Origin of the sequence: Thalassomonas sp. RHCl1 (genome assembly GCF_947387555.1) — a bacterium.
Lineage (GTDB): Bacteria > Pseudomonadota > Gammaproteobacteria > Enterobacterales > Alteromonadaceae > Thalassomonas.
Window position 1 is genome coordinate 368,499 of the sequence record NZ_CANDNZ010000007.1, and the last position, 16,359, is coordinate 384,857.

The 16,359-nt window shown below is 46.7% G+C and carries 13 protein-coding genes and 3 tRNA genes; 14 read left to right on the forward strand and 2 right to left on the reverse strand.

Features of this window, described 5'->3' with window-relative positions; genetic code table 11:
• Position 1: 1 nt before the first annotated feature.
• The 5 genes from QL234_RS20635 (at position 2) to nqrM (ending at position 4,053) form a co-directional block, all read left to right on the forward strand.
• On the forward strand, positions 2 to 625 hold the full coding sequence (locus QL234_RS20635) for an NADH:ubiquinone reductase (Na(+)-transporting) subunit D (RefSeq protein ID WP_281559658.1): 624 nt from the start codon (positions 2 to 4) through the stop codon (positions 623 to 625).
• A 2-nt stretch (positions 626 to 627) separates the two neighbouring features.
• Positions 628 to 1,251 carry an NADH:ubiquinone reductase (Na(+)-transporting) subunit E gene (nqrE, locus tag QL234_RS20640; RefSeq protein ID WP_044841392.1) on the forward strand — a complete coding sequence of 208 codons (624 nt, stop codon included), beginning with the start codon at positions 628 to 630 and terminating at the stop codon, positions 1,249 to 1,251.
• A gap of 68 nt (positions 1,252 to 1,319) precedes the next feature.
• Positions 1,320 to 2,543, forward strand: a complete 1,224-nt coding sequence (gene nqrF, locus QL234_RS20645) for an NADH:ubiquinone reductase (Na(+)-transporting) subunit F (RefSeq protein ID WP_281559659.1) — start codon at positions 1,320 to 1,322, stop codon at positions 2,541 to 2,543.
• A 159-nt stretch (positions 2,544 to 2,702) separates the two neighbouring features.
• Entirely contained in the window at positions 2,703 to 3,731 is a 1,029-nt protein-coding gene (locus QL234_RS20650; protein WP_281559660.1) for an FAD:protein FMN transferase, read from the forward strand.
• A 97-nt stretch (positions 3,732 to 3,828) separates the two neighbouring features.
• Complete coding sequence (gene nqrM / locus QL234_RS20655; RefSeq protein WP_281559661.1) at positions 3,829 to 4,053, forward strand: (Na+)-NQR maturation NqrM; 225 nt, start codon at positions 3,829 to 3,831, stop codon at positions 4,051 to 4,053.
• Positions 4,054 to 4,333: 280 nt separating this feature from the next.
• Here nqrM and QL234_RS20660 read toward each other — a convergent pair whose 3' ends face one another.
• Entirely contained in the window at positions 4,334 to 5,461 is a 1,128-nt protein-coding gene (locus QL234_RS20660; protein ID WP_281559662.1) for a HupE/UreJ family protein, read from the reverse strand.
• Between the two features lie 194 nt (positions 5,462 to 5,655).
• On the opposite strand from QL234_RS20660, the gene dinB reads away from it, so the two are divergent.
• Positions 5,656 to 6,702, forward strand: a complete 1,047-nt coding sequence (dinB, locus tag QL234_RS20665; RefSeq protein WP_281559663.1) for a DNA polymerase IV — start codon at positions 5,656 to 5,658, stop codon at positions 6,700 to 6,702.
• Between the two features lie 87 nt (positions 6,703 to 6,789).
• On the forward strand, positions 6,790 to 7,656 hold the full coding sequence (locus QL234_RS20670) for an MBL fold metallo-hydrolase (RefSeq protein ID WP_281559664.1): 867 nt from the start codon (positions 6,790 to 6,792) through the stop codon (positions 7,654 to 7,656).
• Positions 7,657 to 7,756: 100 nt separating this feature from the next.
• Here QL234_RS20670 and QL234_RS20675 read toward each other — a convergent pair whose 3' ends face one another.
• On the reverse strand, positions 7,757 to 10,066 hold the full coding sequence (locus QL234_RS20675) for a hypothetical protein (protein WP_281559665.1): 2,310 nt from the start codon (positions 10,064 to 10,066) through the stop codon (positions 7,757 to 7,759).
• Positions 10,067 to 10,309: 243 nt separating this feature from the next.
• Here QL234_RS20675 and QL234_RS20680 point away from each other — a divergent pair, with 243 nt between their 5' ends.
• The 7 genes from QL234_RS20680 to QL234_RS20710 all read left to right on the forward strand — a co-directional run bounded on the left by QL234_RS20680 (position 10,310) and on the right by QL234_RS20710 (position 15,795).
• Positions 10,310 to 10,747, forward strand: coding sequence for a regulatory protein RecX (locus QL234_RS20680; protein ID WP_281559666.1), 438 nt, complete (start codon positions 10,310 to 10,312; stop codon positions 10,745 to 10,747).
• Between the two features lie 25 nt (positions 10,748 to 10,772).
• Positions 10,773 to 13,373, forward strand: coding sequence for an alanine--tRNA ligase (gene alaS / locus QL234_RS20685; RefSeq protein WP_281559667.1), 2,601 nt, complete (start codon positions 10,773 to 10,775; stop codon positions 13,371 to 13,373).
• Positions 13,374 to 13,379: 6 nt separating this feature from the next.
• Positions 13,380 to 14,609 carry an aspartate kinase gene (locus tag QL234_RS20690; RefSeq protein WP_281559668.1) on the forward strand — a complete coding sequence of 410 codons (1,230 nt, stop codon included), beginning with the start codon at positions 13,380 to 13,382 and terminating at the stop codon, positions 14,607 to 14,609.
• Positions 14,610 to 14,735: 126 nt separating this feature from the next.
• Positions 14,736 to 14,933 (forward strand): carbon storage regulator CsrA, encoded by a 198-nt coding sequence (gene csrA, locus QL234_RS20695; RefSeq protein WP_044830468.1) that lies wholly within the window; start codon positions 14,736 to 14,738, stop codon positions 14,931 to 14,933.
• A gap of 536 nt (positions 14,934 to 15,469) precedes the next feature.
• Positions 15,470 to 15,561 (forward strand) — tRNA-Ser (locus QL234_RS20700).
• A 4-nt stretch (positions 15,562 to 15,565) separates the two neighbouring features.
• Positions 15,566 to 15,642, forward strand: a tRNA-Arg gene (locus tag QL234_RS20705).
• Positions 15,643 to 15,718: 76 nt separating this feature from the next.
• Positions 15,719 to 15,795, forward strand: a tRNA-Arg gene (locus QL234_RS20710).
• The last annotated feature ends 564 nt before the right edge of the window (positions 15,796 to 16,359 follow it).

Consider the following 16,359-nt stretch of genomic DNA (forward strand, 5'->3'; position numbering starts at 1 on the left):
CATGGCTTCAGAAGCTAAAAAAGTTCTTACGGCTCCTATAGTCGACAATAACCCGATTGCCTTACAGGTACTGGGTATCTGTTCTGCACTGGCGGTCACCAGCTCCATGGCCAACGCTATGGTAATGACCATAGCGGTTGTCATGGTAACGGCGTTTTCGAATTTATTTATTTCGATTATCCGTAATCAGATCCCATCCAGCGTGCGTATTATCGTGCAAATGGCGATTATCGCATCTTTGGTAATCGTGGTTGACCAGGTACTTAAAGCCTTCTCTTATCAGTTGTCGAAAGAGTTATCGGTTTATATTGGTTTGATCATTACCAACTGTATCGTTATGGGCCGCGCCGAAGCTTTTGCTATGAAAGAAAAGCCGGGTGTGAGCTTCCTTGACGGTATCGGTAACGGTTTAGGTTACGGTTTTATCCTGATCACAGTTGCCTTCTTCCGTGAACTGTTAGGTTTCGGTACCTTCTTTGGTATCGAAGTACTGCCTTTAGTACAAAACGGCGGCTGGTACCAGGGTAACGGCTTATTAGTCTTACCTTTTAGTTCATTCTTCATTATCGGTTTGGTTATCTGGGCGATTCGCCAGGCTAAACCTGACCAAGTAGAGAAGGATTAATCGTGGAACATTATTTAAGTATTTTTATTAAGACCATATTTATTGAAAATATGGCATTAAGCTTCTTCCTTGGTATGTGTACTTTCCTGGCGGTTTCCAAGAAAGTCAGCACGGCTATCGGCTTAGGTGTTGCGGTTGTTGTGGTACTGGGTTTAGCGGTTCCCGTTAACCAGATTATCTACCAGGCCATCTTGGCACCGGGCGCTTTAGACGGCCTTATGGGTATTACCGATCCGGCCAAGTCCATTGATTTGAGCTTCCTGTCGTTTATCACCTTTATCGGTGTTATCGCGGCCTTAGTACAAATTCTGGAAATGGTCTTGGATAAGTACTTCCCTGCTTTATACCAGGCCCTTGGGATCTTCTTGCCTTTGATCACGGTAAACTGTGCTATTTTCGGTGCGGTTTCTTTCATGGTAGCGAAAAACCTGACCTTAGGCGAAAGCTTTGTTTACGGTCTGGGTAGCGGTGTTGGCTGGATGCTGGCCATCGTGCTGCTGGCGGGTCTTCGTGAAAAAATGAAGTACTCCGATGTACCGGACGGTTTGAAAGGTTTAGGTATTACGTTTATTACTGCGGGATTGATGGCGTTCGGCTTTCTTTCTTTCGGTGGTATCTCCCTGTAAGGTTAATGTCGGTTCTGACTTAGTGTCTAACTAGTCAGAACCCTTAGAGAAGTGTAAAGGAAAAGTCGATGGAAATAGTTCTCGGCGTATCGATGTTTACCCTAATAGTACTGGCATTGGTATTAGTGATCTTATTCGCTAAATCCAAACTGGTATCTTCGGGAGACGTAACGATAGCAATTAATGGTGATCCGGAAAAATCGGTCACTACAGCGGCCGGCGGCAAGTTATTAGGCGCTTTGGCGGATCAGGGCATTTTCGTGCCTTCTGCCTGTGGCGGCGGCGGTACTTGTGGCCAGTGTCGTGTTCATGTTCATTCAGGCGGTGGTGATATCCTGCCGACCGAGATGGGACATATTACTAAGCGTGAAGCAAAAGAAGGTTGTCGTCTTTCATGTCAGGTTGCGGTTAAGCAGGACATGGATATTGAATTAGAAGATGAAATTTTCGGTGTTCAGCAATGGGAATGTGAAGTTATCTCTAACGATAACAAAGCTACTTTCATTAAAGAGCTGAAATTAGGAATCCCTGACGGCGAGTCTGTACCTTTCCGTGCCGGTGGTTATATTCAGATTGAAGCTCCTGCTCACCACGTGAAATACAAAGACTTCGATATTGAAGAACAATATCGCGGCGATTGGGAGCACTTTGGTTTCTTCGATGTAGAATCTAAAGTGGATACCGACACATTGCGCGCCTACTCTATGGCGAACTATCCGGAAGAAGAAGGCATTATCATGCTGAACGTGCGTATCGCTACGCCGCCTCCGGGTAAGCTGCACTTGCCTGCCGGTAAGATGTCTTCTTATATCTTCAGCCTTAAGCCTGGCGATAAAGTGACGATTTCAGGTCCGTTTGGTGAGTTCTTCGCTAAAGAAACCGATGCGGAAATGGTCTTTATCGGTGGTGGTGCCGGTATGGCGCCAATGCGTTCACATATCTTTGATCAGCTTAAGCGTTTGAAATCCAAGCGTAAGATGAGCTTCTGGTATGGTGCCCGTTCATTGCGTGAAATGTTCTATGAAGATGACTTTAACGGCCTGGCGGCTGATAATGACAACTTCGAATGGCATGTCGCCTTGTCGGATCCGCAACCGGAAGATAACTGGGACGGCATGACCGGCTTTATCCACAACGTATTACATGAAAACTATCTGAAGAACCACGAAGCGCCTGAAGATTGTGAGTACTACATGTGTGGGCCACCTATGATGAACGCGGCCGTTATCCATATGCTTAAAGATTTAGGCGTGGAAGACGAAAACATCATGTTGGATGACTTCGGCGGCTAATTTTTGTTTCAAGCGTAATTGCTTGGTTTAGAACAAAATTTGTTTCAAGGTAGAGGCGGTTGTCTGGTTTTAGACAATCGCCTTTGTTTTTTCATGCATTAAAAGTGATTTTCCCAAATGAAAGTAACTCAAGGATTTAAGCGAGTCCGGTTTAAGACGTTGATGTTTTTGCGGTTAAGGACCTGGCTGGGACTGCTGGCGCTGGCCTTTTTGTTTTCCTGCTCTGAAAGTGATGAGCAGGTTGGTAAACAAGAGGTGCTGCTCCAGGGAAATACCATGGGCACTACCTATACCGTTAAGCTGATTGGCGATGAGCGGGACGTTAAGGACAAAAAAATTCACCAGCAAATAGAGGCTTTGCTAAAGCAGGTGAACCAGGAAATGTCCACCTATATCCCCGACTCGGAATTGTCCCGGTTTAACAAGTCGGACTCTGTTGACGCCGTTGCCGTGTCTCAGGGACTGGAGCGGGTGGTCAGTGAAGCGATACGCTTAGGAAAACTTACCGGCGGCAAGCTTGATGTGACCGTGGGCCCTTTGGTGAACCTTTGGGGATTCGGCCCAGAATACCGCCCGGAAACCGTGCCAAGCGATGAGTTGCTCGCCAGTACCAAGGCGAAAACCGGTCTGGATAAACTTAGTTTAAGCGAGCATAAGCTGGCCAAGGCAATACCTTCTTTATATGTCGATTTATCGACCATTGCCAAAGGTTATGGCGTGGACATGGTGGCTGAGCTGGTAGAGCGTAACGGTTTTGATAACTACCTGGTGGAAATCGGCGGAGAAATGCGTTTAAAGGGCTTTAAACATAACGGCTCCTTATGGCATGTTGCCATTGAAAAACCGGTTTCGACCGAGCGGGCGGTGCAGCAAATTATCGTGCCTAAAGATAATGCAGTGGCCACCTCGGGTGATTACCGGATTTATTTTGAAGCAGGTGGCCAGCGTTTTTCCCATATTATTGACCCGGATACCGGTAAACCTATTAACCATAAGCTGGTCTCTGTAACCGTTATTCACCCTTCTTCGATGACGGCGGACGGCTTGTCTACGGCGATGATGGTGATGGGAGAAAAGCAGGCGATGGCGTTTGCCGAGGAAAATGATCTTGCTGCTTTGTTTATAGTTAAAACTCAAGATGGCTTTGAGCAGCAAAGCACGGTAAAATTCGTACAATTTTTGAAATAGCCGGTTTGTTTGTTCTGTCTAACCGATACCGCCCCGGTGTGACCGGTTGGATTAATTGTTTGGGCAGAGATAAGATTAAGCTGTATAGAGGTCATATATGACAATATTTTTAATCACTTTGGGGTTCTTTCTGGTTATCGTTGCGGCCATGGCTGTAGGGTATATCTTCCAGCAAAAGAGCCTGGCAGGCAGCTGCGGCGGTTTGTCGTCCATGGGCATTGAAAAAGCCTGTGACTGTGACAATCCCTGTGAAAAGCGCCAGGAGCGTGAACGCAAAGCGGCGTTGAAGCAAGAAAACAGTATAGATATCAAGAATATTTAGCTTTTAGGTTTTCATTATATCCCCTTTATCTGTCATTTATGACACTCAGGGATAGCGCCTGTATACCCCTTTTCACTGTCATCCATGACACCAAGGGATACCATACATCCTGTATATCCCTTTCATTGTCATCCATGACACCAAGGGATACCATACATCCTGTATACCCCTTTCACTGTCATCCATGACACCAAGGGATACCATACATCCTGTATATAAAAACGAGCAAGCTGGTTGCTCGTTTTTATTTTTCGGAGAGCGTTTTTACCGTTAAAGTGCTTTAAATAATCCTTTCAACAAACCAGTAGACCCCGGTTACGGCAATCACCAGGCTTAACGGCTGTACGATGCGCTGGCGATACCAGTGCTTGCTTTGCCACCACCAGACACAGGCAAAAGCCAGCAGAATAACGGCAAGCTGCCCCAGTTCAACGCCGATATTAAAAGCAATTAAACTTAACAGGTATTGCCCCGGGGCCAGTCCTAATTCCAGCAATACCGAAGCAAAACCTAAGCCGTGCAATAAACCGAAGGCAAAGATCACCAGGATGCGCCATTTTTTCAACTGCAGGGCAAAAATATTTTCTACTGCAACATAAGCAATGGATAAGGCGATTAACGGCTCGACTATGGTGGCGGGTAAATTGACCACGCCATAGATCCCTAAGCCTAAGGTGATGGTATGGGCCAAAGTAAATGCACTGACCTGCCATAACAAGGTAGACATTTTGGTTGCCAATAAGAACAGGGCCAATACGAATAAGATATGGTCTAAACCTTTAGGGATGATATGCAATATCCCCTGGACGGTGTAATCGATGAAAGTAGTGATTTTTGCGGCAAGCTCACCAGAAAAGGACATCTGCTGGTGCAAAGTAATGGTTTCACTGGTTTTTCCCGCCAGGACAAAAGTCTGATAGGGGCGTGCCAGCGCCAGAGAAACATCCCCCAGGCTTTCAGGAAAACTTATGTTAACTTCTGCACTATCCTCTGGCATATCGCCATAACCGGTAAAAGTGAGCTGGTAAGGTGATATTCCCGGCGGATTCGCCAGAATTTGTTTTACTTGCAGCAAGCTTGGGGCCAGCAGGCTAACCAGCGGAAACGCCTGCTGATTGAATTTTATGGTGGTTTGCTGTTGCAAGCGGTTTTTACCGGCATGCAGGGCTTTCATCAAGGCGGGCAAAGGCAGTTTTTGCAGCGCCGGGAGCAGGGTTTTATCATTATTTTCCAGTCCGGTTTCCTGCTGCAGCAAGTGCACAATATCAAGCTGCAATTCGAGCTTATATTCGTTGTCGTTAAGAATAAACAGGCTGGCCTGTGACGGGCTGCTAACATGGGCCTTGGCATATGTGCTTAAAAAGAGTAGGAAAAACAACAGGTAAAATAGTACTCTGAAAAATATCACGTTGATCATCTGCATTCAGCTAAAGAGCTGGTTAAGGTATATCATTTACCCGGAAGGGGAAAGCTGATTTAACTTATTTTTACATGCGTCATATTCTGCCCTCTTTGGCCAAGAAGCACTTGCATTGTCTGTATATTTAATTAGACTGTATATATAGACAGTGTTTGTGCGGCTAGTGTTCAGAGGAGGTATCGGTGCGTAAAATAATTCATATTGATATGGACTGTTTTTATGCGGCGGTGGAAATGCGGGACAATCCCGAGTACCGTGACATCCCTTTGGCGGTTGGCGGCAGCGGGCCGAGAAGTGTGCTTTGTACCTGTAATTACCAGGCCCGTAAATACGGTGTTCGCTCGGCGATGCCGGCGGCCAAGGCACTGCAATTATGTCCGGATTTAAAAATTGTCGATGGCCGCATGGCGGTTTATCAGGAGATTTCGCAAAAGATCCGCGGCATCTTTTTACGTTATACCGACATTATCGAACCCTTGTCGTTAGATGAAGCCTATTTGGATGTCTCCGACAGCAGTGAATGTCATGGCAGTGCTACCCTGATTGCCCGGCAAATCAGGCAGGAGATCTTTAATGAGCTTAACCTGACGGCCTCGGCAGGCATTGCCCCGAATAAGTTCCTGGCGAAAATTGCTAGCGATGAAAATAAGCCCAATGGCCAGTGTGTGATCTCCCCCGATAAAGTGGAAAGTTTTGTTGAGCGGTTGCCGCTGAAGAAAATTCCCGGCATAGGACCGAAAACGGCAGAAAAACTGAAACAGTTTGGTTATCACACCTGTGCCGATGTCCGCAGCAGCAATGTCAGCAAATTGCAGCAAATTGTCGGTAAATTTGCCTTTTCCCTGTATCAGCGCAGCTTTGGCCTGGATGAACGCGAGCTGGAAACTTCCCGTTTGCGCAAGTCTTTGGCGATTGAAACCACCTTGGCACATGATATCAGCTCTGTGGAATGTGCCGATGTCGTCAATCAGCTTTTTCCTAAATTGGTGCGGCGCCTGGAAAAACACAACGACAGAAGCATTACCCGCCAGGGAGTGAAATTGAAATTCGCCGACTTTAATCAGACTACCGTGGAATTACAAAGCCAGGAGTGCGATCTGGAATTTTTCCTATGCCTGTTGAAAAAAGCCCTGGCGAGAGCCGATAACCGGGGGATCCGCCTGGTGGGATTAACCCTGGGATTTGCCGAAAAAGAGCAGGGCACCAGCCAGTTAAGCTTGCCGATATAAAACCACAGGCAAGTTTTTGTTCACTTCTTAAGCTTTCTCTATATAGTAAGTTGTTAATGCTACTTAATATCTTAGGGATGATAAATCATGCGATTGTTTTTGCTTACTCTTGGTTTAGGACTTTTGCTGCTTGCGGGCGGGCAAAGTCATGCCAACCGTTTTGCTTCGGTGAAAATTAAAGCCGAGCAGGTGGCCGGTAATGTCTATATGTTGCAGGGCTCGGGAGGCAATATTGCCGTGCTGGCCACAAAAGAGGGCTTGTTAATGGTGGATGATCAATTTGCTCCTCTTGCCGGGCGTATCGAAGCGGCAATGAAAAGCATCAGTAGTGTAGACAACCCGGGGCTGAAATATATCGTCAATACCCATTTCCATAAGGACCATACCGGCGGTAATGCCAGCTTTGCCGCCAAGGCGCCTGTTTTTGCCCATGAAAATGTCCGGCAACGTATCGGCAAGGAGCGCCCCGATGAGCTTGGGGCTTTGCCTGTGGTAACCTATCAGGACGGTTTGACTGTCTATCTGGCGGGTGAAGAAATACAAATCAGCCATCTGCCCGGCGGCCATACCGACGGCGACTCTGTGGTTTATTTTAAAAAGGCCAATGTGCTGCATACCGGCGATTTGTTTTTTGAACTTGGTTTTCCCTATGTCGACCTCAAGCACGGTGGTAATGTTAAAACTTATTTGGCGAATGTAAATGCGCTGCTGGATAAGCTGCCGGAGGATGTCAAGATTATTCCCGGGCACGGTAAGTTAGCCGATAAGGCCAGGTTTAAGGTTTTTGCTCAGATGATAGATTACAGTATCAAGCGGGTGAGCAAAGCACTGAGTGAAGGGAAGTCAGAGCAGGATATTCTTGCCATGGGCATAGGTGAAGATTATAAGCACTGGTCCTGGTCTTTTATTAATGAAGAACGCTGGTTGCAAACCCTGATCAGTGATTTAAAGTGATGTATTAATCGGGGGCTATTGGCTGGGAAGCCAGTCAAATAAGCCGCCAGGAACATGATATTTTCTTGGCGGCTTATGATAGTCATTCGGGGGGAAAGCGCTAATTTTCGCTTAGGATTAATTCAACGGCGATCTCGGCAGTTGTATTAGTGTCGGGGTCGCTTAAGCGAATGGCTGTGGTATAAGTGTCGGCGACAGAGAAAAGCGTATGGTCTATTTCAACGATTAACTGCGCCAACTCACCACTGTTATCCTGGGTGAAAATTAACCCCGCATCTTCAGCTACCTGCCAGTTTTCACCTATGCCTGATATGGTGACACTCTGGCTGGGAATGCTTTCACCGACAACACCGGTAAAGGTTAAGCTGGTGCTTGAGGTGGTAAACTGCGGCAGGTTGGTAAATGAAAGGGTATTTACTGCGGCTATGCTGGTGTTGTTAACCATCAGCCGTCTGTCATCGTTTGATATAGCAGCAGAAATCGCGCCTAAGTCGGTAAGGTTATCCCGAGCCTGCATTGAAGTGACTAACTCTTGCTGATCATTATAAATATGGGCATCGAGACTAAAGGTACTGCTGCCAAGAAAAGTGGCAATAAAAAAGTGTGCCCGGTCGTTGTTATCTTTTGCCAGGGCAACCGTGCTTTGCGTGGTATTTTCCTCTGCTTCGACCTCGGCCTCAATTAACCCCTGATCGGTAAATTCACTGCCATCAAAACTCAGCCATTGTGTCGTTGGGCTGAGCAGGTAAATATTGCTTTCATCCTTGGTGATGACAAAATCACGAATGGTATCACCATCGGCCAGGCTTTCCGGCTTATAACTGTGGCTGAGGCTCAGGCTGATATTATCAGTGGTGAAATCATTGACCTTGGCATCGTAGCGTTTGAATGTGGCGTTGTTATCATCCAGGGCGAACAGGCCGCCGGTCTGGCTGGCCTGTTCAATCCTTGTTGCACTAAAGATATCGCTGGTATCCCAATAGAGTTGTTGCAGGTTGTCATCGGCAATTTCAACGCGCTCAGTAACCACAAAGTAACGTCCGGCAAAGCGTACAAACTTCACGGCTTCCGAGGTGATAGAGGTTTCACCGAGCTCTGTTGCGCTAATGCCGGTTATGTCAGATAAGTCGATTTTATATCTGTGAATAACCGTTTGTGATTGTCCGTTTTCATCCTGGGTTGTTTCATCGGCACGCCCGAGCATGAAATCCCCTTGGGGATGTATTACCAACTCCTTTAACAAGCTAGCTTGTGGTGATATCTCTACCGAGGTGATTAGCTCATTGCTATACAGGTGATAAACCCGCAGCTCATTATTCATGCCGACGTAGACATAAGGCTGTAAAGGAGCATACACCAGGGCATTTTCGTTAATGGCCAGTGCAGAGATATTGGTGCTTTCACTGCTGGTATCGCTGTTATAAAGGCTGACACTGACGGTTTCTGCGAGCAGGGTATTGTCTTCAGCCGAGCTGATAGTGATGCTGGCATTATTAATCGTATTGGCACTTGCCAATAAGGGATCGGCTGTGACTTTTAATTGATTGCTGTCGGTTATCGGCGTTAAGGTTAGCCAGGGGGATTCGGTACTGGCTTGCCAGTTATAGGGAGAAAGGCTGTTGCTGCTGATGGTGATGGTTTGCTCTGTCGCATCAATATCCGGGGTTGAGGTGAAAGCCAGGGTATTATCATCGGCAAACAAATAACGGTTATCCAGGCCAAGCTCTACCGGCAAGCTCATATCACCATTGCTGCCGGTGATGATAACATTGCCCTGATACAAGCCGGAAGCACTAAAGCCGCTTAGATCCGCCGTTACCGTAAACTCGGTATTTTCAGTGCCTGCCTGGGTCTGAACCGTTAACCAGTCCACGTCTGCGCTGGCAGTTAAGGTTTCACCATTATTGGCAACGGAAACCGTCTGGCTGTCTGTAGCCGTAGCGCCGAACGTTTCGCCAAAACTCATTAATTGCCATACCAGCAAGGAAACGTCTATATCATGATGAGACAGATTTCTGTCGGCGGTGCTGCCGGTAGACAGGCGTAATGTGCTGTTATACAGGCCCTGGGGGAGGAAAACCGGGCCCGCTTCAGAATCAAATTCTGTGACCACATCAATATAAATGGTGGCGGAGGTGGCGCTGACCGTTTCGGTGCGGTAGTTGAGCCAGCCGGTGGAAGCGGCATCCGGTGCGTAACCCACCAGCAAGCCTTCGCCGTCAAAGGTGACGTTAACCGCCAGGGTTTGCTCTGATGCCATACCTGCTTCCGTGCTGAAACTTACCTTGGAAGTATCGGCTGAAATGGTAAAGGTCGGGGCATTGTTACCTGAGCCGCCGCAAGCCTGCAGCAATAAAATCAGGGTAAACAGGCTGAAAAACTGCTTTATGATTAGTCTTGGTCCCTTCATACAGGTCCTTGTTTTATTTGATGAGTTTAGTCGGTTGTAGTTAACGCAAATATTTTGCGTGATAATGGCGTTAAAGTATAGCGAAAAGCCGCGGCAAAAGATGATTTGCTTTTTTCTTGGGGAGAAAATCCATCCTGCGGCTTGCCTGGCGGCAACATTTACCAATATGCCGATATTTACTCTATTATTTTGCCTGCTTTTGCGGGTAAAATAGCCGCCATTCGGATAGAGATGTAATTCCCATTGAACAAAGAAATATTGCATTCGGCGGTTAACTTTTTAGCCAGGCGCGAACACTCGGAAAAAGAGCTGGTGAATAAGCTTAAAACCAAGGACTATGCCCCTGAAGAAATAAGCGTCGTTATTGAACATCTAATCGCAAAAGATTATTTAAGTGATCAACGTTTTGCCGACAGTGTGTTTCGTTATCGCCTCAGCCGCGGATTTGGCTGGCGTTATATTCAAAATGAATTACAACAAAAGGGGGTTAGCGCCGCCCTGATAAAAGCGCTTGGCCAGGAGCAGAATACCGATTGGTATCATCAGGCCGAGCTTGCGTATAATAAACGCTTTGCTCTCAAAGAAATCAAAGATCAAAAAGATAAAGCCAAGCGGATACGTTTTCTCCAATACCGCGGTTTTTCGATCGACGAAATTATGGCAGTATTGCAAACAGATTAACTTTTTCAATTAATTGGACAGACCCATGATAAAGACCAGTGCCGAAGTACGTCAGGCATTTTTAGATTATTTTGCATCTAAGCAGCATCAAATCGTTTCCAGCAGTTCACTTGTGCCGGGCAATGACGCCACCTTACTTTTTACCAATGCCGGTATGGTGCCATTTAAAGACGTATTTTTAGGCGCTGAAAGCCGCAGTTATACCCGGGCGACTTCGTCGCAGCGTTGTGTGCGCGCCGGCGGTAAACATAACGATCTGGAAAATGTCGGTTATACCGCACGCCACCACACTTTCTTTGAAATGCTGGGTAATTTTAGTTTCGGCGATTACTTTAAAGAAGATGCCATTCGTTTTGCCTGGGAATTTTTAACGGATGTGTTAAAGCTGCCAAAAGAAAAGTTATGGGTGACGGTTTTTGAAGAAGACAGCGAAGCCGAAAAAATCTGGCTGGAGCAAATCGGTGTAGATCCTGCGCGTCTTTCCCGTATCGGCGCCAAAGATAACTTCTGGTCTATGGGAGACACAGGTCCTTGCGGTCCCTGTACCGAAATTTTCTACGACCACGGCGAAGAAATCTTCGGTGGTCCTCCGGGCACACCGGATGAAGACGGCGACCGTTATATTGAAATCTGGAACCTGGTTTTCATGCAGTATAACCGTCACGCCGACGGCACTATGGAGCCTTTACCTAAGCCTTCGGTAGATACGGGGATGGGACTTGAGCGTATCTCGGCCATTATGCAAGGGGTACACAGTAACTATGAAATCGATATTTTCCAGGGGCTGATCAAGGATGCCGCCAATTTACTTGGCTGTGACGATCTTGAGCATAAATCCCTGCGGGTGATTGCCGATCATATCCGTTCATGTAGTTTCTTAATTGCCGATGACGTGATGCCGTCAAATGAAGGACGCGGTTATGTGCTGCGCCGTATTATCCGTCGCGCCATTCGCCACGGTCATAAGCTGGAAGCGAAATCGCACTTCTTCCATAAGCTGGTGGCCTCACTGGCTAAGCAAATGGGAGAAGCCTACCCTGAGCTGATCCAGAAGCAAGAAATTATTGAAAAGATCCTGCGCATTGAAGAAGAGCAGTTTGGCCGTACTTTAGATCGCGGTATGTTATTGCTTGAAGATATCTTAACCAATCTTAAAGGGGATACCATCGCCGGTGATGATGTCTTCAAACTTTATGATACCTATGGTTTCCCGGCGGATTTAACTGCGGATATCGCCCGTGAGCGCCAGCTGAAAATCGACCATAATGGTTTTGATGTTGCTATGGGTCTGCAACGCGAGCGTGCCCAGCAGGCCAGCCAGTTCGGTACTGACTATAATGAGCAGATGAAATCGGATCACGATACCCGCTTTAAAGGTTATACCAACAGCTCTTACTCATCGACCGTTGTAGAAATCTTCAAAGATGGCCAGTCGGTATCTCAATTGGACAATGGTGAGCAGGGGGTTGTGATCCTCGATGCCACACCTTTTTATGCCGAATCCGGTGGTCAGGTAGGGGATAGCGGTGAGCTGCATTTACCGGGTGGTGTTTTTGAAGTAAACGATACCATCAAATTAGGCAATGCTTTCGCCCATGTGGGTGTTGCCCATACCAGCGTGCAGTTAAATGCCAGGGTCAGAGCTGAAATTGATACCGTGCGCCGTGCCGCCATTGTCAAAAACCATACCGCAACTCACCTATTACATGCTGCCTTAAGAAAAGTGTTAGGGGAGCATGTTACCCAGAAAGGCTCCCTGGTAGAGCCGGAAAAATTACGTTTTGATTTTTCCCATTTTGAAGGGGTAACCCTGGATGAACTGCGCCAGGTTGAGCAGATGGTTAACGGTGAAATCCGCCGTAACCTTGAACGTCACACGGCGTTAATGCCGATTGATGAAGCCAAAGAAAAAGGTGCTATGGCCCTGTTTGGTGAAAAATACGACGATGAAGTACGGGTGGTGACCTTAGGTGAGTTCTCAACCGAGCTTTGTGGTGGTGTGCATGTTGAACGCAGCGGTGATATCGGTTTATTTAAAATCACCTCTGAAGCTGGCATTGCTGCCGGTGTTCGCCGTATTGAAGCGGTAACCGCCGAAGCTGCGCTATGTTTTGTCGAGCAGCAGTCTTCTTCTCTTGCCAGCATTGCCGCCCTGGTGAAATCTGATGTACCGGGTGTCACCGGTAAAGTTGAGCAGCTGATCAGCAAAAGTAAGCAACAGGAAAAAGAAATTGCCCAGTTGAAACAGCAATTGGCGGCTCAGGCGGGCTCTGATCTGGTATCGCAGGCGAAAGATATCCACGGCGTTAAAGTGCTGGTTGCCGAGCTTGACGGCGTTGAATCCAAAGCCCTGCGCGGCATGATGGATGAGCTGAAAAATAAAATCCAGTCCGGCATCATTATGTTGGCTACTGCCAATGACGGTAAGGTTGGCCTGATTGCCGGTGTCACCAAAGATCTGGTTGGCCGCGTTAAAGCGGGTGAACTGGTGAACATGGTGGCACAGCAGGTCGGCGGTAAAGGCGGCGGCAGGCCGGATATGGCGCAAGCCGGCGGTAGCCAGCCAGAAAATGTTGCTCCGGCACTGGCCTCCGTTGAGCCCTGGTTAGCGGAAAAACTGTCTTAACCCGACGTGGCCGTTATTGTTCAAAAATATGGGGGAACCTCTGTCGGTTCCCTCAGCCGTATAGAAGCGATCGCTGAAAATATTATTGCTACCCGGCGTCAGGGACATCAGGTAGTGGTAGTCTTATCCGCCATGGCAGGTGAAACCAATCGCTTGTTATCCCTTGCCACCGCCTTGGATCCAAAGCCGGCAACCCGGGAGCTGGATATGCTGTTATCTGCCGGCGAGCAGGTCAGCATCTCTTTGCTGGCCATTGCCCTGATCCAACGTGGTTTTTCCGCCATTTCTCTGCTTGCCCACCAGGTGGGCATTCAAACCGATAACCATTTTGGCCGGGCGAGGATCCGGTCGGTGGATAATAAACGTTTGCTTGAGGCGCTTGAGCAGGAGCAGGTGGTGGTGATTGCCGGTTTTCAGGGCATGGATAGCGAGCAAAATATCACGACCTTAGGCAGGGGAGGTTCAGATACCTCAGCGGTCGCTGTCGCCGTTGCCCTGGAAGCAAGCGAATGCCAGATATATACCGATGTTGACGGCATATACAGCGCCGATCCCCGTATTGAGCCTCAGGCAACACGATTAGCGGCGATTGCCTTTGATGAGATGTTGGTGATGGCAAGTTTGGGGGCCAAGGTGTTGCAAAATAGGGCAGTGGAGTACGCCATGGCCCACAATATGCCGATCAGAGTTTTGAGTAGTTTTGCTATAGGAGATGGAACGAAAGTGATCAACGAAGCACTTATGGCAGGTGAGTCGAAAACATCGCAACCCGTGTCGAATATTGCCCATCATCAGCAGGAAGCTTTGGTGACCATTAGTGATGTTATTGACGACAATACCCTTGCCGAAATTTTTGTTTTGTTAGGTGAGGCGGGGATCGAAGTGGATATGATTTCTGTTGAAATGCAAAACAATTGTAAACACAAGGTTAAATTTTCTATACATCGTGATGATTGTGCTCAGGCGAGCGAAAAATTACACGAAATGGCGCAAAAAAACATCATAGGTGCTATTCATTGCAATCAGAAGATTGTTAAAATATCAGCGATAGGTATCGGACTAAAATCCCATGCCGGTGTTGCAGGAAAGTTGTTTGCTGCATTAGCCAAAGAAAATATCAATGTGTTGATGATATCAACATCAGAAATCACTATTTCTGTCATTGTAGATGAATTAAATCTCGTTAAGGGGGTCAGGTTGTTACACCAGACCTTCGGATTAAATTCATCAAAATAATAACTAGTTATTTTTACAAAGTTTACAGTGACTTTAGTGCGCTTTGTTAGAAATTAGTCTAACTTTATTTATTACTAGCTTATAAATATTTAGTGGACCTCATTTTAAAGAGAAAGGAACAGTAGAATGTTAATATTAACACGACGAGTCGGTGAAACGTTGATGATTGGTGACGACGTTACCGTTACAGTTTTAGGTGTTAAAGGTAATCAGGTGCGTATAGGTGTTAATGCGCCGAAGGAAGTTTCAGTTCATCGTGAGGAAATATACATGCGTATACAGTCCGAAAAAGGTGATACAGACCCTACAGGGAATAAGTTTTAATTTCACAGCAGCATCCTGGCTAGTATTAGCCTGAGTTATGTATATGTGAAAAAGTCAGCAGCTTTCTCTTCGCATCGCGAATTTGAGCCCGGGCAAAAAACTTGGTGTAGCGTGTTGATATAAAAGGCCGGCAATTGCCGGTTTTTTTATGCCTGAGAAAAATGAGCATAAGCAATAAGTGCTGCAACAGGAAATTTTTAAATAAGAGTCTCAGCTATTTTTTCTGGTTATTTGTTGTTTTTTCATCGTATTGACCTGAATATTTCTTTTATTTGGCTATTTGTTGATGATTGCGGGCGATAATCAGCCGTTGACAGACAAGAATGACTTAATTTAGCTACCAGCGGGCCGTTATCCGAATTAGTCTTGCCAAAACTCCATACCAGTTTTATTGGATAAAATCGGCGGTTTTTATACCTTTTAGGCTGAAAAATACACGTCCTGGCTGTTTTCTCGGCAAACAGTGAAAAAGATAAAAGAAAAGATAAAAAAGTGTTTGACTTATTTTTTAGATCCATTAATATTCGCACCACACTGGAGAGGTGGCCGAGTGGCCGAAGGCGCTCCCCTGCTAAGGGAGTATAGGCTTTATACCCTATCGAGGGTTCGAATCCCTCCCTCTCCGCCATTGCGGACGCGTAGCTCAGCTGGATAGAGTACCTGGCTACGAACCAGGCGGTCGCAGGTTCGACTCCTGCCGCGTCCGCCACTTTTTCTCTTGAATTAGTGGCAGCAATGAAAGTGACAGTTTATATTAAGACTGGATAAAGAAATTAATATACCGCGGACGCGTAGCTCAGCTGGATAGAGTACCTGGCTACGAACCAGGCGGTCGCAGGTTCGACTCCTGCCGCGTCCGCCACATTCCATGTGGAAGAGAAAGCCCGACTTTTAGTCGGGCTTTTTTTTGTCTGAAATTTATGTTTTCTCATGCTGGGAAAATTTCAACGGATGACTTCCGGATAGGGGGCTTTTATTTGTAAAGGCAAGTATCTACAAGTAAGGTTCTTAAAGGTGCCTTTGTTACTTTGCTCGGCAATATCTGCGGCGGCTTTTAAGGAAGCGAAAGTCAGCTTTATCCAGCCGGCCTCTTTGTCTGTAATTACTATTTCTCACCTCAATAATCATGCTGTCATTGGCAAATAAGCGATTTGTTGGCTGGAAGCTGTATCTGTGTAGTAGTTGATTAACGAGTTAAACGGGTGCAGGTTTGACTCCCTGTGTGATAATGCGGAAAGTTTTTCACCAATAAGTTTGTTTTTTATTCAATTAAAATTTATTCGATAATTTTTAGTAGATTATTGCGAATATCATTTGACATATTTTTTAGATCCATTAATATTCGCACCCACTGGAGAGGTGGCCGAGTGGCCGAAGGCGCTCCCCTGCTAAGGGAGTATAGGCTTTATACCCTATCGAGGGTTCG

Coding starts and splice junctions, on each gene's coding strand:
- nqrF (WP_281559659.1), top strand. CDS start 1,320: ATGGAAATAGTTCTCGGCGTATCGATGTTTACCCTAATAGTACTGGCA.
- QL234_RS20675 (WP_281559665.1), bottom strand. CDS start 10,066: ATGAAGGGACCAAGACTAATCATAAAGCAGTTTTTCAGCCTGTTTACC.
- alaS (WP_281559667.1), top strand. CDS start 10,773: ATGATAAAGACCAGTGCCGAAGTACGTCAGGCATTTTTAGATTATTTT.
- csrA (WP_044830468.1), top strand. CDS start 14,736: ATGTTAATATTAACACGACGAGTCGGTGAAACGTTGATGATTGGTGAC.
- QL234_RS20635 (WP_281559658.1), top strand. CDS start 2: ATGGCTTCAGAAGCTAAAAAAGTTCTTACGGCTCCTATAGTCGACAAT.
- QL234_RS20670 (WP_281559664.1), top strand. CDS start 6,790: ATGCGATTGTTTTTGCTTACTCTTGGTTTAGGACTTTTGCTGCTTGCG.
- nqrM (WP_281559661.1), top strand. CDS start 3,829: ATGACAATATTTTTAATCACTTTGGGGTTCTTTCTGGTTATCGTTGCG.